General features: G+C 70.7%; 20 protein-coding genes and 1 rRNA gene. 4 read left to right on the top strand and 17 right to left on the bottom strand.

Going from position 1 to position 21,107, the window contains the following annotated elements; translation table 11 throughout:
- From Cus16_RS09155 to otsA, 15 genes are all read right to left on the bottom strand, one after another.
- A 16S ribosomal RNA gene (locus Cus16_RS09155) occupies window positions 1-94 on the bottom strand; the annotation flags it as partial.
- Between the two features lie 514 nt (window positions 95-608).
- Complete coding sequence (locus tag Cus16_RS09150; protein WP_069712305.1) at window positions 609-1,379, bottom strand: fumarylacetoacetate hydrolase family protein; 771 nt, start codon at window positions 1,377-1,379, stop codon at window positions 609-611.
- Between the two features lie 24 nt (window positions 1,380-1,403).
- Entirely contained in the window at window positions 1,404-2,525 is a 1,122-nt protein-coding gene (locus tag Cus16_RS09145) for a branched-chain amino acid aminotransferase (protein WP_069712304.1), read from the bottom strand.
- Window positions 2,526-2,541: 16 nt separating this feature from the next.
- Window positions 2,542-3,609 carry a 3-isopropylmalate dehydrogenase gene (locus tag Cus16_RS09140; RefSeq protein WP_069712362.1) on the bottom strand — a complete coding sequence of 356 codons (1,068 nt, stop codon included), beginning with the start codon at window positions 3,607-3,609 and terminating at the stop codon, window positions 2,542-2,544.
- Between the two features lie 13 nt (window positions 3,610-3,622).
- Window positions 3,623-5,212 (bottom strand): phosphoglycerate dehydrogenase, encoded by a 1,590-nt coding sequence (gene serA / locus Cus16_RS09135; protein WP_069712303.1) that lies wholly within the window; start codon window positions 5,210-5,212, stop codon window positions 3,623-3,625.
- A 174-nt stretch (window positions 5,213-5,386) separates the two neighbouring features.
- Window positions 5,387-5,767, bottom strand: a complete 381-nt coding sequence (locus tag Cus16_RS09130) for a hypothetical protein (protein ID WP_069712302.1) — start codon at window positions 5,765-5,767, stop codon at window positions 5,387-5,389.
- Window positions 5,764-6,207 carry a hypothetical protein gene (locus Cus16_RS09125; protein ID WP_069712301.1) on the bottom strand — a complete coding sequence of 148 codons (444 nt, stop codon included), beginning with the start codon at window positions 6,205-6,207 and terminating at the stop codon, window positions 5,764-5,766. The genes Cus16_RS09130 and Cus16_RS09125 overlap by 4 nt, the downstream gene beginning before the upstream one ends.
- A 52-nt stretch (window positions 6,208-6,259) precedes the next feature.
- Window positions 6,260-7,450, bottom strand: coding sequence for a mannitol-1-phosphate 5-dehydrogenase (locus Cus16_RS09120; RefSeq protein WP_069712300.1), 1,191 nt, complete (start codon window positions 7,448-7,450; stop codon window positions 6,260-6,262).
- Window positions 7,441-7,626, bottom strand: a complete 186-nt coding sequence (locus tag Cus16_RS16650; RefSeq protein WP_069712299.1) for a hypothetical protein — start codon at window positions 7,624-7,626, stop codon at window positions 7,441-7,443. The genes Cus16_RS09120 and Cus16_RS16650 overlap by 10 nt, the downstream gene beginning before the upstream one ends.
- A gap of 73 nt (window positions 7,627-7,699) precedes the next feature.
- On the bottom strand, window positions 7,700-8,725 hold the full coding sequence (gene ilvC, locus Cus16_RS09110) for a ketol-acid reductoisomerase (protein WP_069712298.1): 1,026 nt from the start codon (window positions 8,723-8,725) through the stop codon (window positions 7,700-7,702).
- Between the two features lie 42 nt (window positions 8,726-8,767).
- Window positions 8,768-9,268 carry an acetolactate synthase small subunit gene (gene ilvN, locus Cus16_RS09105; protein ID WP_066654921.1) on the bottom strand — a complete coding sequence of 167 codons (501 nt, stop codon included), beginning with the start codon at window positions 9,266-9,268 and terminating at the stop codon, window positions 8,768-8,770.
- The gene (locus tag Cus16_RS09100) at window positions 9,265-11,088 is read right to left on the bottom strand and encodes an acetolactate synthase large subunit (protein WP_069712297.1); all 1,824 of its coding nucleotides are present in this window, start codon (window positions 11,086-11,088) and stop codon (window positions 9,265-9,267) included. Before Cus16_RS09100 ends, ilvN begins: the two co-directional genes overlap by 4 nt.
- 45 nt (window positions 11,089-11,133) lie before the next feature.
- On the bottom strand, window positions 11,134-12,828 hold the full coding sequence (gene ilvD / locus Cus16_RS09095; protein WP_069712296.1) for a dihydroxy-acid dehydratase: 1,695 nt from the start codon (window positions 12,826-12,828) through the stop codon (window positions 11,134-11,136).
- Between the two features lie 72 nt (window positions 12,829-12,900).
- Complete coding sequence (otsB, locus tag Cus16_RS09090; RefSeq protein WP_069712295.1) at window positions 12,901-13,683, bottom strand: trehalose-phosphatase; 783 nt, start codon at window positions 13,681-13,683, stop codon at window positions 12,901-12,903.
- Window positions 13,676-15,262, bottom strand: coding sequence for an alpha,alpha-trehalose-phosphate synthase (UDP-forming) (otsA, locus tag Cus16_RS09085; RefSeq protein ID WP_069712294.1), 1,587 nt, complete (start codon window positions 15,260-15,262; stop codon window positions 13,676-13,678). Before otsA ends, otsB begins: the two co-directional genes overlap by 8 nt.
- A gap of 107 nt (window positions 15,263-15,369) precedes the next feature.
- Between otsA and Cus16_RS09080 the strand changes: the two genes are divergently transcribed.
- The gene (locus Cus16_RS09080; protein WP_069712293.1) at window positions 15,370-16,344 is read left to right on the top strand and encodes a magnesium transporter CorA family protein; all 975 of its coding nucleotides are present in this window, start codon (window positions 15,370-15,372) and stop codon (window positions 16,342-16,344) included.
- 10 nt (window positions 16,345-16,354) lie between these two features.
- Here the strand turns inward: Cus16_RS09080 and Cus16_RS09075 are convergent, their stop codons facing one another.
- Window positions 16,355-17,506: an SLC13 family permease gene (locus Cus16_RS09075; RefSeq protein WP_069712292.1), complete on the bottom strand. Its 1,152-nt coding sequence runs from the start codon at window positions 17,504-17,506 to the stop codon at window positions 16,355-16,357.
- 93 nt (window positions 17,507-17,599) lie between these two features.
- On the opposite strand from Cus16_RS09075, the gene Cus16_RS09070 reads away from it, so the two are divergent.
- Complete coding sequence (locus Cus16_RS09070) at window positions 17,600-17,791, top strand: hypothetical protein (protein ID WP_069712291.1); 192 nt, start codon at window positions 17,600-17,602, stop codon at window positions 17,789-17,791.
- Between the two features lie 78 nt (window positions 17,792-17,869).
- Here the strand turns inward: Cus16_RS09070 and Cus16_RS09065 are convergent, their stop codons facing one another.
- On the bottom strand, window positions 17,870-19,048 hold the full coding sequence (locus Cus16_RS09065; RefSeq protein WP_069712290.1) for a mechanosensitive ion channel family protein: 1,179 nt from the start codon (window positions 19,046-19,048) through the stop codon (window positions 17,870-17,872).
- Window positions 19,049-19,164: 116 nt separating this feature from the next.
- On the opposite strand from Cus16_RS09065, the gene Cus16_RS09060 reads away from it, so the two are divergent.
- Window positions 19,165-20,703: an amino acid permease gene (locus Cus16_RS09060; protein WP_069712289.1), complete on the top strand. Its 1,539-nt coding sequence runs from the start codon at window positions 19,165-19,167 to the stop codon at window positions 20,701-20,703.
- 47 nt (window positions 20,704-20,750) lie between these two features.
- Window positions 20,751-21,056, top strand: coding sequence for a hypothetical protein (locus tag Cus16_RS09055; protein WP_069712288.1), 306 nt, complete (start codon window positions 20,751-20,753; stop codon window positions 21,054-21,056).
- Window positions 21,057-21,107 lie beyond the last annotated feature (51 nt).

The raw sequence follows: 21,107 nt of genomic DNA, 5'->3' as shown, positions 1-21,107 counted from the left end.
AATCACAGGAGCAAGCTCCTGATCATCGTTCGACTTGCATGTGTTAAGCACGCCGCCAGCGTTCGTCCTGAGCCAGGATCAAACTCTCCGTAAAAAAATTACAGATCCGACACCCCGAAGAGCGCCGAACCGAGTTGAAACTGACTGTAAAGACTGTCTACTGACAATCAATTCAATCCAAAAGGAATTGTCTCCGTACCTCCACAAGCGAAGGCAACGGGGTCAAAAAATTGGCATTGACAATGTGCACGCTGTTGAGTTCTCAAGGACCAGACGCACCCCCCACTCGACTCCATCAGGAGCTCCGCCAGAGGGGCTTGGTGTCTCGACACCACGAGACCGAACCATGCGGTTCACTGTCGTGGTGGGGTTCGTTGCCGAGCGGGACCCCGTCCGGACTGCATCTCCAGGTCGATGACCCGGTGACCGTCTCGGCCGTTCCGTTCTCCGCCTCAGCGGCAACGAGTGATTACTCTACACACGCCCCGGGGGCTCGGCCAACCGGTCCGACACCCGGGCGTGTCGCACGTGATCGGTCGGCAGGGGACCGACGAGGAACGGCCCGCTCCCCTGCTGGGGAACGGGCCGTTCGGCACGACTGCACGCGGTCAGTGTCGGGCGATGACCGGGTTCTTGAGCGAGCCGATCCCCTCGATGAGGACCTCGACGACCTCGCCGTCACGGACCTGGCCGACGCCGGCCGGGGTCCCGGTCAGGATGACGTCGCCCGGCAGCAGGGTCCAGATGGAGGACACGAACTCGACGAGCGTCGGGATGTCGTGCACCATCTCGCTCGTCGACGCCGCCTGGCGGAGTTCGCCGTCGACGCGGGTCTCGAGTCTGATGTCCGACGGGTCGATCTCGGTCTCGATGACCGGACCGAGCGGGCAGAACGTGTCGAACCCCTTCGCCCGGGTCCACTGACCGTCACGAGCCTGCAGGTCGCGGGCCGTCACGTCGTTCGCGATCGTGTACCCGAGGACGACGCTGGCGAAGTCCTCGCGGCGCACGTTCTTGGCGAGCGAGCCGATCACGATGGCGAGTTCGCCCTCGTGGTCGACGCGGCCGACGTCGGCGGGGAGGCGGATGGGTTCGTCCGGACCGATCACCGAGGTGTTCGGCTTGAGGAACACGACCGGGTCGTCACCGGACCGCTCGTCCATCTCCGATGCGTGCTCGGCGTAGTTGAGCCCCACGCCGATCACCTTCGACCGCGGGATCACCGGCGCGAGGAGCTTGGCGTCGGCGAGCGGCACCCGCTCCCCCGTCGTCTCGAACCCCTGGTACATCGGGTCCCCCGCGAGCACGACCAGGTCGCGCTCGTCGAGGATGCCGTACCGCGGGTCTTCACCCGTGCTGCTGAACCGTGCGATCTTCACCGTTCGACCCTACCGATCCCGCGCTCAGGCCGGCTCGGTCAGCTGCGTCATCCACCCGTGCGGGTCGGGACGGCGGCCGTACTGGATGTCGGTGAGTTCCTCGCGGAGGGACATCGTGAGCTCCCCGGCGCCGGCGGTCGGCAGCGTGATGGTGAACCCCTCGCCGCGCAGCTCGGCGATCGGCGTGACGACCGCGGCCGTCCCGCACGCGAACGCCTCGGTGATCGATCCGTCGGCCACGCCGTCACGCCACTCGTCGAGCGTGACGCGGCGGCGCTCGACCCGGAGTCCGCGGTCCTCGGCGAGCTGGAGGATCGAGTCGCGGGTGATCCCCTCGAGGATCGACTCGGAGTCGGGGGTGACGAGCGTGCCGTCGGCCTGCACGAGGACGACGTTCATGCCGCCGAGCTCCTCGAGGTACCGGCCCTCCTCGGAGTCGAGGAACATGACCTGCTGGCAGCCCTGCTCGTACGCCTCCTGCTGCGGGAGCAGCGACGCGGCGTAGTTGCCGCCGGTCTTCGCCGCCCCGGTCCCACCACGGGCGGCACGGGCGTAGTGGGTCGACAGCCAGATCGACACGGGCTGCGGACCCGACGTGAAGTACGCCCCCGCCGGGCTCGCGATGCAGTGGTACGCGACCGCCTGGGCCGCGCGCACCCCGAGGAAGGACTCGGTCGCGATCATGAACGGGCGGAGGTAGAGGCTCGTCTCGGGCGCCGACGGCACCCAGTCGACGTCGGTCCGCACGAGCTGCCGGATCGACTCGACGAAGACCTCGACCGGGAGCTCGGGCAGCGCGAGCCGACGCGCCGAACGCTGGAAGCGACGGGCGTTGGCGTCCGGGCGGAAGGACCAGACCGAGCCGTCGGCGTGCCGGTAGGCCTTCAGGCCCTCGAAGATCTCCTGCGCGTAGTGGAACACGCTCGCGCTCGGGTCGAGCGAGAGCGGTCCGTAGGCGTGGACCGCGGCGTCGTGCCAGCCCCCGTCGAGCGTCCACTCGACCGTGGCCATGTGGTCGGTGAAGTGCTTGCCGAAGCCGGGGTCGGCGAGGATCTCCTCGCGCTCGGCGGCCGCGCGGCGCTCGGGCGACGGGGTGGACGCGAACTCGAGGGCGAAGTCGGCAGTGCTCGCAGTGTCGTTGCTCATCGGGGGAAGGCTCCTGTCAGGCGGTGGTGGTGCGTGCTGCGGCCCCGGCGGCGATCGCGTCGCCGACCTCGGCCGTGCTGCGCGGCGTGGTGCCCCGGCTCGCGAGGTCCGCCTCGACCGCCTGCGTCACGGCCGCCGCCAGGTCCGCGCGACCGAGGTGGTCGAGCAGCAGGGCGACGGACAGGACGGCTGCGGTCGGGTCGGCGACCTGCTGGCCCGCGATGTCCGGCGCGGAACCGTGCACCGGCTCGAACATGCTGGGGAAGGTGCCGTCGGGGTTGATGTTCCCCGACGCCGCCAGACCGATGCCGCCGCTGATCGCGCCGGCGAGGTCGGTGATGATGTCGCCGAAGAGGTTGTCGGTGACGATGACGTCGAACCGTCCGGGCTCGCGCACCATGTGGATGGTGACCGCGTCGACGTGCTGGTAGTCGACGGTGACGTCCGGGTGCTCCTCGGCGACCGCCGCGACGGTCCGCTGCCAGAGGGCCCCGGCGTTGACCAGGACGTTGCTCTTGTGCACCAGCGTGAGGTGCTTCCGGGGACGACGCGACGCCAGGTCGAAGGCGTACCGCACGACCCGCTCCACGCCGTGCGCCGTGTTGATCGACACCTCGGTCGCGATCTCGTGCGGGGTGCCCACCCGGATCGCGCCGCCGTTGCCGACGTAGGGGCCCTCCGTGCCCTCCCGGACGACGACGAAGTCGACCTCGCCCGGGTCGGCGAGGGGGCTCGCCACCGACGAGTACACCGTCGTCGGCCGGAGGTTGACGTAGTGGTTGAACGCGAAGCGCAGCTTCAGCAGGAGCCCGCGCTCGATGATCCCGCCGGCGAGCCGGGGGTCGCGCGGGTCACCGCCGACGGCGCCGAGCAGGATTGCGTCGTGCTCGGCGACGGCCGCCATGTCGTCGTCGGTGAGGATGTCCCCGGTCTCCAGGTACCGCGCGGCGCCGAGTGAGAACGCGGTCTCCTCGACGACGAGGTCGGCCGGGAGGACCGCGTGCAGCACCTTGAGCGCCTCGTCCACGACCTCCGGGCCGATGCCGTCGCCGCGGATCACCGCGAGCTTGATCGTCTGCGCCACGTCCGTCACTCCCCTACAGCGTGATGTCGATCTCGCGGAGCGAGGTCGCGTCGATGGTGGAGCGGACGTGCTCGAGGATCTCGGCGGGCACGGGCGAGTCGACCGTCAGGACGCTGAGCGCCTGGCCGCCGGCCTCACGCCGCGAGATCTGCATGGCGGCGATGTTGATGCCGGCCTCGCCGAACTCCTTGCCGTAGACCGCCACGATGCCGGGGCGGTCGGTGTAGACCATCACGACGTGGTGCGCGTCGAGGGCGACCTCGACGTCGTGGCCGTTGATCTCGACGAGCTTCTCGACCTGCTTCGCGCCGGTGAGCGTGCCGGACACGCTGATCGCCGGACCGTCGGACTGTGCCCCGCGGATGGTGAGCAGGTTCCGGTACTCGGGGCTCTCCCCGTCGGTGATGAGCCGGACGGTCACTCCGCGCTGCTCGGCGATGAGCGGCGCGTTGACGTAGGACACCTGATCGCTGACGACGTCGGTGAACACGCCCTTCAGCGCCGCGAGCTTCAGGACGCTGACGTCGTACTGCGCGAGCTCGCCGTGCACCTCGACGTCGATGCTCGTGACCGGGGAGGTCGCGAGCCCGGTGAAGACCTGGCCGAGCTTCTCCATGAGCGGGATGCCCGGGCGCACGTACGGGTCGATGACACCGCCCGCGACGTTGACGGCGTCCGGCACGAGCTCGCCGCCGAGGGCGAGCCGGACCGACTTCGCGACCGAGACGCCGGCCTTCTCCTGCGCCTCGTCCGTCGAGGCGCCGAGGTGCGGCGTCACGACGACGTTCGGCAGCGCCACCAGGGGCGAGTCCTTCGGCGGCTCGGACACGAAGACGTCGAGGCCGGCACCGGCGATCGCACCCGAGGTGAGCGCACGGTGCAGCGCGTCCTCGTCGATCAGGCCGCCGCGCGCGACGTTCACGACGAACGCGGTCGGCTTCATCAGCGCGAACTGCTCGTCGGAGATCATGCCCACCGTCTCCGGCGTCTTCGGCATGTGGATGGTGGTGAAGTCCGCTCGGCGGAGCAGGTCCTCGAGCGAGACGAGCTCGACGCCGAGCTGCTGCGCGCGAGCGGTGGTGACGTACGGGTCGTACGCGATGACCGAGACCCCGAAGGCCTGCAGCCGCTGCGTGATGAGCGCGCCGATCCGGCCGAGCCCGATGATGCCGACGGTCTTCTCGTACAGCTCGACGCCCGTGTAGGACGACCGCTTCCAGGCACCGGCGGCGAGCGACGCGTGCGCGGCCGGGATGTGCCGTGCGAGCGACAGGATGTGCCCGACGGTGAGCTCGGCGGCGGAGATGATGTTCGACGTCGGCGCGTTCACGACCATGACACCGGCGGTCGTGGCCGCCTTGATGTCGACGTTGTCGAGACCGACACCCGCACGGGCGACGACCTTGAGCTGCGGCGCGGCGGCGATCGCCTCGGCGTCGATCCTGGTGGCGGAACGCACCAGCACGGCGTGCGCGTCGGCGAGGGAGGCCAGGAGGGCGGGTCGGTCGGTGCCGTCCACGTTCCGGATCTCGAAGTCGGGCCCGAGGGCGTCGACGGTGGCGGGCGAGAGTTCTTCGGCGATCAGGACGACCGGCTTCGGCACAGCTGCTGTTCCTCACACGAGACGGGCGGTGTCCGTCCATCGTATCGACGCGACGGGACCGTTACGACCGGACCGTCGGTCCCGCGCGGGACCACATGACGGACGGGAGGCGCGCGGAGGGCGCGCCACGCGCCTCCCGTCGGTCAGTCCGTCAGTCCGTCCGGTGTGGTCGCGTCAGAAGTCGAGCAGACGCGGGACGAAGAGCTGCAGGTCCAGCCACAGCGCGCCCGCCGCCGCGAACGCGACCACGAAGATGCCGACGGTCACCGCGAGCCGCGACCGCCGCGTCGCCCAGAGGGCGATCGCGAAGGCGACCGGCGCGATGGCGATGTCGAGGACGAGCCAGACCCACGGCGTGCTGCGCTGCAGCGAGTCGCCGCCGGAGGTCGTCTCGAGGAAGGTGTTGAAGGCGCGCACCGACTGCGAGACGGTGACGAGGTTGCCGACGCTCTGCACCGTCATGTAGGTGAACAGCGCACCGAAGACGACCCAGACGACGACCCGTCCGACCAGCGGCGACGGTGTCCGGCGTGCGGCCGGCGTCGCGGCGGTCACCCGAAGCTCCTCGTCATGAGGAACGGCCAGGGGAAGAGCACGACGGCGCCGAGCAGCATCCAGAGCAGACGGGTGCGGGTGCGGCGGCCGCGGCCGGCCCACAGCACGACCGAGAACCAGAGCGCGGGCGCGACGATCGCCAGGAAGCGCAGCACCTCGACGAAGACCGTGAGCACGGTGTCGACGTCGGCGACGTACGCGGTCGACGCGGTGAGGAGCCAGGCCACCGTGTAGAGGAGGTAGAGGCCGCCGAACACCCCGAAGCCGACGAGGGCGCCCGAGGTCTCCGGCGTCTCGGGGTCGCGGCCGCCGCGTTCGCGGACGGCGACCGGGTTGTGGGCCGCGTCGACGTGGGTCGCGTCGTCGGCGTCGCCCCAGGCGAGGGCTTCCTCGTCGTCGTGGTCGACGGACCCGTCCGGTGGGGATGCTGCCGTGGTCATGCCGTCGATTCTACGAGGGACCCGCGACGGCGGGCGCCACGCCCGGCGTCCGTCAGACGTCGGCCGCCTGCGTCTCGAGCACCTCGGCGACCACGTCGCGGACCGCCGGGAACAGCGGGTGGCTCTCCATGAGGCCGGTCAGGATCTCGGTCAACGCGTGCGCGGTGGCTCCGGAGCGCAGCAGCGCGTGCAGCTCGATCGACTCGGGGTCGTTCTCGTCGTCGAAGGCCAGGGCGACCCGCACGGCACCGAGCAGGTGCTCGACCGGCATGCCCCGTTCGGCGAGCTGCGACGCCGGACCGATGAAGCGCTCGCGGCGACCGAGCTTCCGCAGCGGGTTGCGGCCGACCCGCACGGTCGTGTCGGGCAGCAGCGGGTTCGCGATGCGGGTCAGGTTCGCCGCGACGTAGCGGGCGTGCTCGGCCGGGTCGAAGCCGTGCTTGGCGACGAGGAGCGCGGTGGTCTCGGACAGGACGCCGTCGACCTCGGCGCGGACCTCGCGGTCCTCCAGGGCCTCGCGGATGAGCCGGATGCCCCGGACCGTGCCGTGGTAGGCGGCGGTCGCGTGCGCGGTGTTCACCGTGTAGAGCTTGCGCTCGACGAACGGCTGCAGGTCGTCGACCCAGGTCACGCCGTCGATCTGCGGCGGCTCGGCGTCGGAGTCCGCGAACGGCGTGCGCTCGATGACCCACTCGTAGAAGGGCTCGAGCACGACGTCGAGCCCGCCGGACTGGCCGAGCACCCCGGACTGGTCCGGCACGATGCGGTCGATCGCGCAGTTCGCGAAGACCGCCGCGACGTCGCGGTCCTCGAGGATCGGTGCGCGTCGGATGCTCGCGTGGAGCGAGTCGGTCGCGTTGAAGGCGTTCTCGCAGGCGACGATCGTGACGTCGCCGCGGTCGAGCGGACGGGCGGCGAGGCCCTCGGCGATGACCGGGGCGACGAGCGGGAGCGTCCGGGCGCCGACCGCCGTCGTGACGACGTCCGCCTCGGCGATGGCCTGGACCACGCGCTCGCGGTCGGTCTTGCTGCTCAGGGCGTGGAAGCCGTGCACCAGGTGCTCGACGGGCTGCTCGCCGACCTCGTGCACGACGAAGCGGCCGGCTTCCTCGAGCGCCGAGACCACACGGTCGTCGACGTCGACGAAGGTGAGCTCGTAGCCGCTCGCGACCAGGAACTGACCCACGAACCCGCGCCCGATCTTGCCGGCGCCGATGTGGACCGCTCGCTTCGTCACCGCCATCCGACGATCCTCCCACGACGGAGGACCCGGTCGTGACCACCGCTCGTCATCCCCCCGGTGGGGGTGACGGCGCGGGACACCGGGCCCGCGAGCATCGGTGCGGCGACGACGGGTGCGGAGGGGACGCCGGAGTCGGGCCGGGCGTCGGCGCTGGAGCAGGAGGGGTACAGGTGCATGTCGTTCGGGTCACATCGCGAGGCGGCGGTGCGTCCGCACCGCCGCCTCGTCGTCGAGTGGTCGTTGCGCAGACTACCGCGCGGCCGAGCCGTCCACGTAGTCGGCGTCGTTCGACTTCCACGCGAACAGCGCGCGGAGCTCGCGACCGGTGGCCTCGATCGGGTGGCCCTCGCCCTTCGCGCGGAGCTCCTTGAACTCCGGGGCGCCGGCGTCCTGGTCCTCGATGAAGCGCTTGGCGAAGGTGCCGTCCTGGATGTCGGACAGGACCGCCTTCATGTTCTCCTTGACCTCGGGCGAGATCACGCGCGGGCCGGAGACGTAGTCACCGAACTCGGCGGTGTCGGAGATCGACCAGCGCTGCTTCGTGAGGCCGCCCTCCCAGATGAGGTCGACGATGAGCTTGAGCTCGTGCAGGACCTCGAAGTAGGCGATCTGCGGCTGGTAGCCCGCCTCGACGAGGGTCTCGAAGCCGTACTGGATCAGCTGCGAGGTGCCACCGCAGAGGACGGCCTGCTCGCCGAACAGGTCGGTCTCGGTCTCCTCGGTGAAGGTCGTCTTGATGCCGCCGGAGCGCAGGCCGCCGATGGCCTTCGAGTACGACCACGCGAGGTCCCAGGCGCTGCCGGAGGCGTCGACCTCGACCGCGACGATGACGGGGACGCCACGGCCGGCCTCGTACTCGCGACGGACGGTGTGGCCGGGGCCCTTCGGCGCGACGAGCGACACGTCGACGCCCTCGGGCGCCTGGATGTAGCCGTAGCGGATGTTGAAGCCGTGGCCGAAGACGAGCGTCGCGCCCGGCTTGAGGTTCGGCTCGATGTCGTCCTTGTAGACGATCCGCTGCACCTGGTCCGGCGCGAGGATGACGACGACGTCGGCCCACGCGGTGGCGTCGGCCGGGGTGTGCACCTCGAAGCCGGCCTCCTCGGCCTTCTGACGGCTCTTCGAGCCCTCCTGGAGGCCGATCTTGACCTCGACGCCGGAGTCGCGGAGGTTGAGGGCGTGGGCGTGGCCCTGCGAGCCGTAGCCGATGACGGCGACCTTCTTGCCCTGGATGAGCGTCAGGTCGGCGTCGGCGTCGTACACGATGTCAGTCACGAGGGTGTGTCTCCTTGGTTCCGGTGGTTGTCTGGGGCGTGCTCAGCGCACGCGGTCGGTGATGCTCTTGGGTCCGCGGCCCATGCCGAGCAGGCCCGCACGGGCGAGCTCCTTGACGCCGTAGGGCTCGAGCACCCGGAGGATCGCCTGGATCTTGCCCGGGTCGCCCGTCACCTCGACGATGAGCGAGTCGGTCGCCACGTCGACGACCTGCGCACGGAAGAGGTTCACGGCCTCGAGCACGGCCGAGCGGGTCTGGTTGTCGACGCGGACCTTCACGAGCATGTGCTCGCGCTGCACGGACTGCGAGAAGTCGAGCTCGACGATCTTGATCACGTTGACGAGCTTGTTGAGCTGCTTCGTCACCTGCTCCAACGGCAGGTCCTCGACGTCGACGACGACCGTGATCCGGGACAGGCCCTCGACCTCGGTGCCGCCGACGGCGAGCGACTCGATGTTGAAGCCGCGACGGGCGAACAGTCCGGCGACGCGCGTCAGCAGACCCGGCTTGTCCTCGACGAGCAGGGAGAGGACGTGGCTCATGCGGGGTCTCCGGTCATGTCGGCGTCCTCGACGTCCCAGCTGGGCGCGTGGTCGCGGGCGTACTCGATCGAGGAGTTGCCGACCCCCTGCGGGACCATCGGCCACACCATCGAGTCGCGGCTCACGACGAAGTCGATCACCACGGGGCGGTCGTTCGTCTCGAGGGCGAGCTTGATCGCGTCGTCGACCTGGTCGGCGCGCTCGACGCGGATGCCGAGGGCACCGTACGCGTCGGCGAGCTTCACGAAGTCCGGCACGCGACGGCTCTGGTGCCCCGTCTCGAGGTCGGTGAACGAGTGGCGGCCGTCGTAGAACAGGGTCTGCCACTGCCGCACCATGCCGAGCGACGAGTTGTTGATGATCGCGACCTTGATCGGGATGTCGTTGATGACGCAGGTCGCGAGCTCCTGGTTCGTCATCTGGAAGCAGCCGTCGCCGTCGATCGCCCACACCACGCGGTCCGGCTGGGCGACCTTCGCACCCATCGCCGCGGGCACGGAGTAGCCCATGGTGCCGGCGCCGCCGGAGTTGAGCCACGCGTTCGGCCGCTCGTACCGGATGAACTGCGCGGACCACATCTGGTGCTGGCCGACGCCCGAGGCGTAGACGCCCTCGGGACCGGTCAGCTCACCGATGCGGCGGATGATCGCCTGCGGCGCGAGCAGCCCGTCGGTCGGCTCGGCGTACCCGAGCGGGAAGTCCTCGCGGAGCTGGTCGAGCTTCGCCCACCAGGCGCTCGTGTCGGCGCGCTGGTCCGCCGGCACGTCGTCCCAGGCCTCGAGCAGGTCGACGAGGACCTCGCGGGCGTCGCCCACGATCGGGACGTCGGCGTAGCGGATCTTCGAGATCTCCGCGGGGTCGATGTCCACGTGCACGACCTTGGCACCGGGCGCGAACTCGTCGGCCTTGCCGGTCACCCGGTCGTCGAACCGGGCACCGAGGGCGATGATGAGGTCGCTGTCCTGCAGCCCGAGGACCGCGGGCACCGTGCCGTGCATGCCCGGCATGCCGAGGTGCTGCTGGTGCGAGTCCGGGAAGGCCCCGCGCGCCATCAGGGTCGTGACCACCGGGGCCCCGGTGGCCTCGGCGAAGCGCAGGAGCTCGGCGGACGCGCCGGAGCGGACCACGCCGCCGCCGACGTACAGCACCGGACGCTCGGCGTCCGCCAGCAGCTGCGCCGCCGCGGTGATCTGCTTGCCGTGCGCCTTCGTGACCGGCCGGTAGCCGGGCAGGTCGATCTTCGGCGGCCAGACGTAGGGCGCCGACTTCTGCTGGGCGTCCTTCGTGATGTCGACGAGCACCGGACCCGGGCGCCCCGTCGTCGCGATCTGGTGGGCGGCCGCGAGGGTCGCCGGGATGTCGGCCGGGTCGGTCACGAGGAACGAGTGCTTCGTGATCGGCATCGTGATCCCGACGATGTCGGCCTCCTGGAAGGCGTCCGTCCCCATCAGGGTCGAGAACACCTGCCCGGTGATGGCGATGAACGGCACCGAGTCCATGTAGGCGTCGGCGATCGCGGTGACGAGGTTCGTCGCCCCCGGACCGGACGTGGCGATGGCGACGCCGACCTTGCCGGACGACGAGGCGTAGCCCTCGGCGGCGTGGCCGGCGCCCTGCTCGTGGCGCACGAGGACGTGGCGGATGGTCGTGGACGCCATCAGCTCGTCGTAGAACGGGATGATGGCGCCGCCGGGCAGGCCGAAGACGTCGGTGATCCCGAGGTGCTCGAGCGTCCGGAGGACGGCTCCCGAGCCGGTCAGGATCTCCGGCGACCGGCGTGCACCGGCGGCCGCGGACAGCGGAGTGGCTTCCGTGGGCATGAGGTGTTCCTTGCCTGGAGGGATGGCGGTTCGAACGTGTCGACGCTAGCCCGTGACCGCCCCTTTGGCGGCGGACTGGACGAGCTTCGCGAACTTCGCGAGGACTCCGCGGGTGTAGCGCGGGGGCAGCGGGGCCCAGCCTGCTCGGCGGGCCTCCAGCTCGGCGTCGTCGACCAGTAGGTCGAGCGAGCGAGCCGCGATGTCGACACGGATGCGGTCGCCATCGCGCACGAATGCCACTGGACCTGCGTCCACGGCTTCCGGTGCGATGTGGCCGATGCACAGGCCGGTTGTGCCGCCTGAGAATCGCCCGTCCGTCAAGAGTAGTACATCCTTGCCGAGGCCCGCGCCCTTGATGGCCGCGGTGATGGCGAGCATCTCGCGCATGCCGGGGCCGCCCTTCGGACCCTCGTAGCGGATGACCACCACGTCGCCCTTCTGAATCTGACCCTCGGTGAGGGCGTCCATCGCGGCACGCTCGCGGTCGAACACCCGCGCGGGGCCCTCGAACACTGCGGCGTCGAAGCCGGCGGTCTTCACGACGGCGCCGTCGGGCGCGAAGGAGCCCTTGAGGATCGTCAGCCCTCCGGTCTCGTGGATCGGGTTGTCGAGCTTCCGGAAGACCTCGCCGTCGAGCTCCGGCGGGTCGATCTCGGCCAGGTTCTCGGCGAGGGTCTTGCCGGTGACGGTCATCACGTCGCCGTGCAGCAGGCCGGCCTCGAGCAGCGCCTTCATGATCACCGGGATGCCGCCGTTGCGGTCGACGTCGACCATGACGTACTTGCCGAACGGCTTCATGTCGGCCAGGTGCGGGACCTTCGAGCCGATCCGGTTGAAGTCGTCGAGGCTCAGCTCGACCTCGGCCTCGTGCGCGATCGCGAGGAGGTGCAGGACGACGTTGGTCGAGCCTCCGAGCGCCATCGCGACGGCGATGGCGTTCTCGAACGCCTCCTTCGTCAGGATCTGCCGGGCGGTGAGGCCGAGGCGCAGCATGTTCACCACGGCCTCGCCGGAGCGGCGCGCGTAGTAGTCACGACGACGGTCTGCGCTCGGCGGCGCGGCGGAGCCCGGCAGCGACATGCCGAGGGCCTCGGCGACGCTCGCCATGGTGTTCGCCGTGTACATCCCGCCGCAGGCGCCCTCGCCCGGGACGATCGCGCACTCGATCTCCTTGAGCTCGGCCTCGGTCATCGTGCCGGCCTTGCACGCCCCGACGCCCTCGAAGGAGTCGATGATCGTGACCTCCTTGAAGGAGCCGTCGGCCTGCTTCACGTAGCCCGGCATGACCGACCCCGCGTAGAGGAAGACGCTCGCGAGGTCGAGGCGCGCCGCGGCCATGAGCATGCCCGGCAGCGACTTGTCGCAGCCGGCGAGCAGGACGGTGCCGTCCAGGCGCTCGGCGTTCACGACGGTCTCGACGCTGTCGGCGATGACCTCGCGCGACACGAGCGAGAAGTGCATGCCCTCGTGGCCCATCGAGATGCCGTCGGAGACGGAGATGGTGCCGAACTGCAGCGGGTACCCGCCGCCGGAGTGCACGCCCTCCTTCGCGCCCTGCGCGAGGCGGTCGAGCGAGAGGTTGCAGGGGGTGATCTCGTTCCAGGAGGACGCGATCCCGATCTGCGGCTTGTCCCAGTCTGCGTCGCCCATGCCGACGGCCCGGAGCATGCCACGCGAGGTGGTCGCTTCGATCCCGTCGGTGACGACCCGGCTGCGCGGCTTCACGTCGATGTCAGGCATGGAGGCAGTCTAGGACCAGTTGGGATACCACCCGGACACCGTTGCGCGGACGGGAGGCGCGGGGCCGGGTCGTCAGCGCGTGGCGCGCAGACGCGCGAGCTGCTTCAGGACGTCGGTGAGGGCCGCCGGGTCCGTGACGCGGTGACCGGCGAGCGTGTCGCCCTCCCCCACCTTCACGCCGACGTCGCCGTCGCGGAGCACGCGGAAGGCGTCCTCGTCGGTGACGTCGTCGCCGGCGAAGAACACCGCGTCCGCACCGCGGAGCTCGCGCAGTCGGTCGACCGCGTCGCCCTTCGTGACGTGTCGCACGGCGAACTCGAGGATGTCCTTGCCGCCGCGTTCGAGCACGTCGGGGTCGGCCTCGTGCGCCGCCGCGTGTGCGGCCGCGTTCGCCGCGGCCGCGTCCTCCGGGCTCGCCCGGCGGGTGTGGACGCCGTGCCCGGCGGGCTTGTGCTCGATCACCACGTCGGGGAAGCGGGTGCCGACCTCGTCGAGCGCGGCGCCGACGCGGGCGACCCGGGCGAGCTCCTCCTCGCTCAGGGCGGCCTCGTCGTGGCCGTCGACGCGCCACTCGACGCCGTGCGAGCCGACCAGCGCCATCCCGTCGGGCGCGTACGACACCCGCGCGAGGCCCTCGAGCGGTCGACCGGAGACCAGGACGACTTCGGTGTCGGCGGCGCGCTGCAGCGTGAGGACGGCCGCCCACGAGCCCGGGAGCGCGCCGACCTGCGCGGGGTCGTCGGCGAAGGGGGCGAGCGTGCCGTCGAAGTCGAGGGCGACGAGCAGTCGCGGCGCAGCCGCGAGCGTCTCGAGGGCCGCCGTCAGGACGGCCGGGTCGGTGGAGACCTCAGGCACCCCGCGCCTCCCGGGTGTCCTCGGCGGCGCGCGCCTTCTGCGCGTCCTGGTCGAAGATCGACATGCCGTCGTCCTCCGCCTCGCGGTGCCGCTCGCCGCCGTCGTCGGACGGGTCGATCCTCGACCCGCGCGGGGCGTGCCGGTCGAGCGCCTCGAGGAACGAGCGGGACCACCGGGCCACGTCGTTGTCGCGGACGCGCTTCCGGAGCGCCCGCATGCGCGTGGAGCGCTCGCGTCGGGGCATCTCGATCGCGCGCTGGATCGAGTCCTTCAGCGCGCCGATGTCGTGCGGGTTGACGATGACGGCCTGCTTGAGCTCGTCGGCGGCGCCGGCGAACTCGGACAGGATCAGGACGCCGTCGTTGTCGAAGCGGGCGGCGACGTACTCCTTCGCGACGAGGTTCATGCCGTCGCGGAGGGCCGTGACGAGCATGATGTCGGCGGCCAGGTAGAGCGCGACCATCTCCTCGCGCGGGTACCCGTGGTGCAGGTACGCGATCGGCTGGTGGCCGATGACGCCGAGGTCGCCGTTGATCCGGCCGACTGTCAGCTCGATCTCGTCGCGGAGCGCCGCGTAGGTGTCGACGCGCTCTCGGCTCGGGCTCGCGACCTGCACGAGCGTGGCGTCCTCGACCGCGATGCGGCCGTCCTCGACGAGCTCGCCGAACGCCTTGATGCGGTGGCGGATGCCCTTCGTGTAGTCGAGACGGTCGACCCCGAGGAGCACGGTCGTCGGGTTGCCGAGGCTCTCGCGGATCTCGCGCGCCCGGGCCTGCACCTCGGGACGGTGGGCGATCTCCTCGAAGCTCTCGGCGTCGATCGAGATGGGGAAGTGCCGCGCCTCGACGTGACGGACCGTGATGCCCTTGCGGCTGCGCGGTGCGGCCGGGTCGTCGACGGGCACGTCGATCGTCGAGCCCTTGGTCGTGTAGCCCTTGATGTGCCGCACGGCGCGGAGGAAGTCGGCCGCGTCGTCCTGGCGCTGGAACCCGATGACGTCGGCGCCGAGCAGGCCGTCGAGGATCTGTGCGCGCCACGGCAGCTGGGCGTAGATGCCGACGGGCGGGAACGGGATGTGGTTGAAGAAGCCGATCGTCAGGTCCGGCCGCTTCGCGCGGAGCAGTGCCGGCAGGAGCTGGAGCTGGTAGTCCTGCACCCAGACCACGCCGTCCTGCTCGACGATCTCGGCGATCTGCGTGGCGAACCGCTCGTTGACCCGCTTGTAGGCGTTCCACCAGTCGCGGTGGTAGCTCGGGTGCTCGATGACGTCGTGGTAGAGCGGCCAGAGCGTGTCGTTGCTGAAGCCCTCGTAGTACTCCTCGACGTCGTCGGCGCTCAGCGGCACCGGCACGATGTGGATGCCCTCGTTGTCGAACGGGGCGACCTCGACGTCGGGCTGGCCGACCCAACCGACCCACGCGCCGTCGTTGGCGCGCATGACGGGCTCGAGGGCCGTCACGAGCCCGCCGGGCGAGTGCCGCCACCCCTCGTTGCCGTCCTCGTCGACGACGCGGTCCACGGGGAGGCGGTTCGAGGCGACGACGAAGGCGTACCGGTCGGGGTCGGTGTCTGCTGCCATGGGGTGGTGGGGTCTCCGTTCCCCCCGGCTCGAGCGCCGGGATCGTCGCCGACGGTACCAGCGTGCACGCGTCGGGCTCCCGGGACGCCGCCAGTAGTCTCGTCCGCATGGTCATGACACGGGCGTGGCGGGACGGCACCGCGGTGGAGCGGGACTTCCCGGTCGACCGGGTCTCCGACCTCCTCGAGCACGACGACGGCACCTTCGTGTGGGTCGACCACGTCGACCCGGGCCCCGACGACCTCGACCAGGTCGAGGACGAGCTCGGCGTGCACGTGCTCGCCGTCGAGGACGCCCTCGAGCGCGGCCAGCGACCGAAGCTCGACCGCTACCGCGACAGCCTGTTCCTGGTGGTCTACGACGTGCAGGGCCTCGACGACGACGGCGAGCTCGTCACGCACGAGGTCAAGGCGTTCGTCACGCACCGCGCGCTCGTCACGATCCACGGGCCCGAGGTGGACCTCGGTGCCGTCGAGCGGCGCCTCGACGCGAACGCCGACCTCGCCGACCGCGGGGTGCCGTGGCTGGTCTGGGGGCTCCTCGACGCCGTGGTCGACCACGCCACGAGCGCGGTGGAGGACATCGGCGCGCGGATCGACGACCTCGAGGACGACCTGTTCGAGCACGGGAACCCGCGCGAGCAGCAGATCCAGCGGCGGTCGTTCCGGCTCCGGAAGGCCCTCGGGGTGCTCCGCCGACAGGTCGTCCCCACGCGGGACAGCGTCGGGTCCCTGCTGCACGGCGACGCCGAGACGATCGCGGACGGCATCCGTCCGTACTTCCGTGACGTCGAGGACCACCTCGTCTCGATCGCCGATTCGGTCGAGCAGCTCCGCGACGCCGTGTCGAGCGTTCTCGACACGAACCTCAACCTGGCCTCGAACCGGCAGAACACGGTCATGAAGAAGGTGACGAGCTGGGCGGCGATCATCGCGATCCCGACGGCGATCACCGGGTTCTTCGGGCAGAACGTGACGTTCCCGGGCGAGGGGCACTGGAGCGGCCTGCTCGCCTCGGTGTCGCTCATCGTCGCGACGTCGCTCGTGCTCTACCGCGTGTTCAAGAGCAAGGACTGGCTGTAGCCGACCCGTCTCAGAGCTGCAGCGCCAGCACGCCGGCGACGACCGTGAGCGGGGCGACGACGCAGCCGAGCGCCATGTAGCGCCCCCACGACAGGTGCACGCCCTCGGACGCCAGGCGGGCGTGCCAGAGCAGCGTCGCGAGCGAGGCCCACGGGGTGATCAGGCACCCGGCGTTGACGCCGACGAGGAGCGCGGCGTAGCGGAGTGCCTCGTGCCCGGCCGCCGGCTCGAGCACCAGGTACGCGGGCAGGTTGTCGATCGCGTTGGCGGCGACCCCGCCCGCGCCGCCGAGGAGCAGGAGCGAACCGGTGTCGGTGCCGCCGGACAGCGCGTGCACGATCGGGTCGGTGAGGCCGGTCGTGTGCAGGGTCTCGACGACCACGAACAGCCCGGCGGCGAAGACGAGCGTCGACCACGGGACGCGGGACGGCCGGAGCTCGGCCGGCGACCGGACGGCTGCGACCACGACGAGGAGCGCGGCCGCGACGAGGGCGGCGATCCACACCGTGACACCCGCGGTCAGGGCGACGACGAGGGCGACGAGCACCGCCGAGGCCGCCCAGAAGGACACCGGGTCGCGCGGACGACGGAGCTCCACGGGCGTGTACCGGCCGAACAGCTTCCCGCGGAACACCACGAGGAGCACGGCGCACGGCACGACGACCCCGGCGAGCGCCGCCCAGACCATGAGCCCGGCGAACGGGATCGGCCCGTCGAGTCCGATCCTGTCGACCGCGAGCAGGTTCGTCAGGTTCGACACCGGGAGCAGCAGCGACGCCGTGTTCGCCAGCCACACCGTCGTGAGCGCGAAGGGCATCGGCGGCAACCCGACGCGGCGGGCGAGCGTGATGACGATCGGGGTGAGGAGCACCGCGGTCGTGTCGATGCTCAGGAACACGGTGCACACGACGGCGAGCACGACGACCGCGACCCAGAGCCCGATGGTCCGGCCGCCGCCGATCCGCGCGGCGAGGTCGGCGAGCCGGTCGAAGACCCCGGCGTCGGCGGCGAGCTCCGACACGATCGTCAGCCCGAGGACGAACGCGAGCACCGGGACGACGCGCTCGGCGAGCGTGGCGAGGTCGGCCAGGGGCAGCAGCCCGAGCGCGACGCACACCGCGCCGACGACGAGCAGCACTCCCCCGATGACGGCCTGACGCACGGTGTCTCCTCGCTCTGCGCCCCGGCAGGGCGACCGGCGGCGCTCCAATGTAGCGGCCGGTAGCGTGGCGGGGACGACCAGGAGGAGGAACCCGTGCGGAAGTTCATGTTCAGCGGTGCGGTGTGGAGTTCGATCATCAGTGGCTACAGCGTGCTGCAGACGACGCGGCAGGGTCCGCGCGACTGGCGCCTGGCCCTGACGTGGGTCGCGTGGATCGCGACGACGCTCGTCGCGGTGGGCACGGTCGTCGAGGACGACCGCGCCGTGAAGGCGCGCCAGCGCTAGCAGGCGGGTCGCGGTCACCGAGGTGACCGGGAGACGGACGGGAGGTGCGGTACCGGCTGGTACCGCGCCTCCCGTCCGTCAGCGCTCCGGCGGGATGTCCTCGGGTCGGATGCCGGAGGTCTGGATCGGCCCGGTGAAGAGCGCGGTGCGCTCGTCGCCCTCGCGGAAGAGCGCCGCGTCCTGCTCCTCGGTGCGGGCACGTCGCTGGCCGACCTGCTCGGTGCCCTGCGTGACCTGCACGCGCTGGCGCGGCAGGGCGTCCGGGTGCTCGCGCTGCACCCACTCGACCATCTCCTCGCGGACGTAGCAGCGGAGGTCGAACAGACCACCGGCGTCCGGGGCCGACACCAGGATCCGCACGCGCACCAAGCCGCTCACCGCGTCCGTCACCTGCAGGACCTTCGTCCGGCCGTCCCAGATCGTCGACGTCGACAGGATGCGGTCGAGCTCGGTGCGCATCTCCGTCGGGCTGATCCGCCAGTCGAGGTCGAACTCGACGGCGCCGAGCAGTTCGCTGCCGGTGCGGGTCCAGTTCTCGAACGGCGTCGACGTGAAGTACGTCGACGGCAGCACGAACCGACGGTCGTCCCAGAGGTGGACGACGACGTACGTGAGGGTGATCTCCTCGATGCGGCCCCACTGCTGCTCGACGACGACGACGTCGTCCACGCGGATCGACCCGGAGAACGCGAGCTGCATGCCCGCGAAGACGTTGCCGAGCGTCGACTGGGCGGCGAGGCCGGCCACGACCGAGATGAGCCCGGCGGAGGCCAGGACGCTCGCCCCGGCCGCCTCGACGCCGGGGAACGTGAGGAGGATCGCGCCGACGGCGATGATGACGAGCACGGCGATCGTGAGCCGTCGGATGATGAGCACCTGGGTGCGGATGCGTCGGGCGACGCGGTTGTCCGGCACGTCGACGCGGTACCGGTGCAGTCCGAGGTCCTCGAGGAAGATGGCGATCTGGCACGCGAGCCAGCAGCCGACCGCGATCGTCGCGATGAGGAAGGTGTGGGAGACCTCGTCGCGCCAGGGGAAGGTGGTCTCGTCCCGCGGGATGCTCGTGGTGAACGCCGTCCAGAGCAGGGCGACCAGCAGCACCGTCCGGAACGGGTGCTTGGTCCGTCGGGAGAGCACCGCGGCCCAGCGTTCCCGTCGGGCGACGGTCCGCAGGACCAGGTGCAGGACGAGGGCCGCGGCGGCGGTCACGAGCAGGGCGATCCCGGTCGCGACGAGGAGTCGGAGGAGCGTGTCCATCCGTCCATGGTGTCGGACGCGGATGCCGCGGTGCTCAGCGTCCGCTCCGCCTGTGGTGTCGTACAGGTCGGGCGCGGGTTCCGCCCGGGGCTGTCAGCGCATGTAGGTTGGCGCGCATGACAGCGCAGAACGACACGGGTGTCTCGAAGCCCGCGAACGACTTCTCGCACGAGCAGGAGGGCTACCAGCACGGTCTGAAGCCCCGGCAACTGCAGATGATCGCGATCGGCGGCGCCATCGGCACCGGACTCTTCCTCGGTGCGGGCGGACGCCTGAACACCGCGGGGCCGGCTCTGGCGGTCACCTACCTGGTCGCCGGGGTGTTCGCGTTCTTCATCCTCCGCGCCCTCGGCGAGCTCGTGCTGCACCGTCCGTCCTCCGGGTCGTTCATCTCCTACGCCCGCGAGTTCTACGGTGAGAAGTTCGCGTACGCCGCCGGGTGGATGTACTTCCTGAACTGGGCGATGACGTCGATCGTGGACACCACCGCCGTCGCGCTGTACCTGCACTACTGGAGCGCGTTCACCGCGGCGCCGCAGTGGCTCCTCGCGCTCATCGCCCTCGTCGTCGTGCTCGCCGCGAACATGGTGGCCGTCAAGGTCTTCGGCGAGCTCGAGTTCTGGTTCGCGCTCATCAAGGTCGCGGCGCTCGTCGCGTTCCTCGTGATCGCGCTCGTCTGGTTGGTCTTCGCCTTCCCGGTGGAGACCGGCGGCGAGGCCGTCCGGACCGGCTTCTCGATCTGGGCCGACAACGGTGGACTCATCCCGAACGGTGTGCTGCCGGCGGTCCTCGTGGTGCAGGGCGTCGTGTTCGCGTACGCCGCCATCGAGCTCGTCGGGACGGCCTCCGGCGAGACCCAGGACACCGAGAAGGTCATCCCCCGCGCCATCAACTCCGTCGTGTTCCGCATCGCGGTCTTCTACGTCGGGTCGGTCGTCCTGCTCTCCCTGCTCCTGCCGTACACCTCGTACAAGGACGGACAGAGCCCGTTCGTGACGTTCTTCTCGTCGCTCGGCAACCCGCAGGTCGGCGTGATCGCCGGGTCGATCATGAACTTCGTGGTCCTCACCGCCGCCCTGTCCTCGCTCAACGCCGGGCTGTACTCGACCGGTCGAGCGTTGCACTCGATGGGCATGAACGGCTCCGCCCCGAAGTGGACCACCAAGATGTCGAAGGGCGGGGTGCCCTACGCGGGCATCCTGCTCACCGCGGGCTTCACCGTCGCCGGTGTCGCGCTCAACTACTTCGTGCCGAAGCAGGCCTTCGAGATCGCGCTCAACGTCGCCAGCCTGGGGATCGTCACCGCGTGGGGCACGATCATCCTCTGCCAGATGAAGCTGCGGCAGTGGGCGAAGCAGGGCCTGGCCAAGGAGCCCTCGTTCAAGCTCCCCGGGGCCCCGGTGACGTCCTGGCTGACCCTGGCGTTCCTGGTCTCGGTCATCGTGCTCATGGCGATCGACTACCCGGTCGGCACGTACACGATCGCGTCGCTCGTGATCATCATCCCGCTGCTCGTCGTCGGGTGGTTCCTGCAGCGGGACCGCATCCTGCGCATCGCCGCGCTCCGCGAGGGCGTCACCGGTCCGTACCCGATCGGGGTCCGCGACCCGGCCGCACAGCTCCGTCGCGACGAGACGGGTCACGACCAGGGCTGAGGCCTCCTCGACGGACAGGGTCCGGTGCGCGCCGGTACGATCGGCACGTGCCGGACCCTTCTGTCTCCCCCACGCTCGACCTGCAGCTCACCTGGCGCGGGACGACCGGTCGGATCCGGTTCTTCGAGCACGGCGTCCGGGCCGAGACGAGCTTCGAGCAGGACGGCCGGACGCAGGTCCCGATGGAGCGCGTGACCGGCTGGCGCGTGGAGCCGTGCGACTCCGACGCGGTGTGCGTCGAGTTCGTCACCGACAACACGGTGTACCGCGTGCTCATCGACACGGCCGACGAGCGATTGGCGCGTCTGGGGCTCGAGCGGGCGCTCGGCGCACCGCTGCCGAGCGAGGGCTGAGGCGGCGCAGTCCGGCGTCTCGGCGCGGCGCGGCGCGGCTCGGCCCGGCCC

The organism is Curtobacterium sp. ER1/6, assembly GCF_001742745.1.
Lineage (GTDB): Bacteria > Actinomycetota > Actinomycetes > Actinomycetales > Microbacteriaceae > Curtobacterium > Curtobacterium citri.
The sequence above is the reverse complement of the archived record's forward strand: the minus strand, read 5'-3'. Positions and strand labels throughout refer to the sequence as shown.

What these genes read in the sequence shown, in the direction of transcription:
- Cus16_RS09145 (WP_069712304.1), bottom strand. Translation starts at nt 2,525, where the DNA reads ATGAGCAACGACACTGCGAGCACTGCCGACTTCGCCCTCGAGTTCGCG.
- Cus16_RS09125 (WP_069712301.1), bottom strand. Translation starts at nt 6,207, where the DNA reads ATGACCACGGCAGCATCCCCACCGGACGGGTCCGTCGACCACGACGAC.
- Cus16_RS09120 (WP_069712300.1), bottom strand. Translation starts at nt 7,450, where the DNA reads ATGGCGGTGACGAAGCGAGCGGTCCACATCGGCGCCGGCAAGATCGGG.
- Cus16_RS16650 (WP_069712299.1), bottom strand. Translation starts at nt 7,626, where the DNA reads ATGCACCTGTACCCCTCCTGCTCCAGCGCCGACGCCCGGCCCGACTCC.
- ilvN (WP_066654921.1), bottom strand. Translation starts at nt 9,268, where the DNA reads ATGAGCCACGTCCTCTCCCTGCTCGTCGAGGACAAGCCGGGTCTGCTG.
- Cus16_RS09100 (WP_069712297.1), bottom strand. Translation starts at nt 11,088, where the DNA reads ATGCCCACGGAAGCCACTCCGCTGTCCGCGGCCGCCGGTGCACGCCGG.
- ilvD (WP_069712296.1), bottom strand. Translation starts at nt 12,828, where the DNA reads ATGCCTGACATCGACGTGAAGCCGCGCAGCCGGGTCGTCACCGACGGG.
- otsA (WP_069712294.1), bottom strand. Translation starts at nt 15,262, where the DNA reads ATGGCAGCAGACACCGACCCCGACCGGTACGCCTTCGTCGTCGCCTCG.
- Cus16_RS09080 (WP_069712293.1), top strand. Translation starts at nt 15,370, where the DNA reads ATGGTCATGACACGGGCGTGGCGGGACGGCACCGCGGTGGAGCGGGAC.
- Cus16_RS09065 (WP_069712290.1), bottom strand. Translation starts at nt 19,048, where the DNA reads ATGGACACGCTCCTCCGACTCCTCGTCGCGACCGGGATCGCCCTGCTC.
- Cus16_RS09060 (WP_069712289.1), top strand. Translation starts at nt 19,165, where the DNA reads ATGACAGCGCAGAACGACACGGGTGTCTCGAAGCCCGCGAACGACTTC.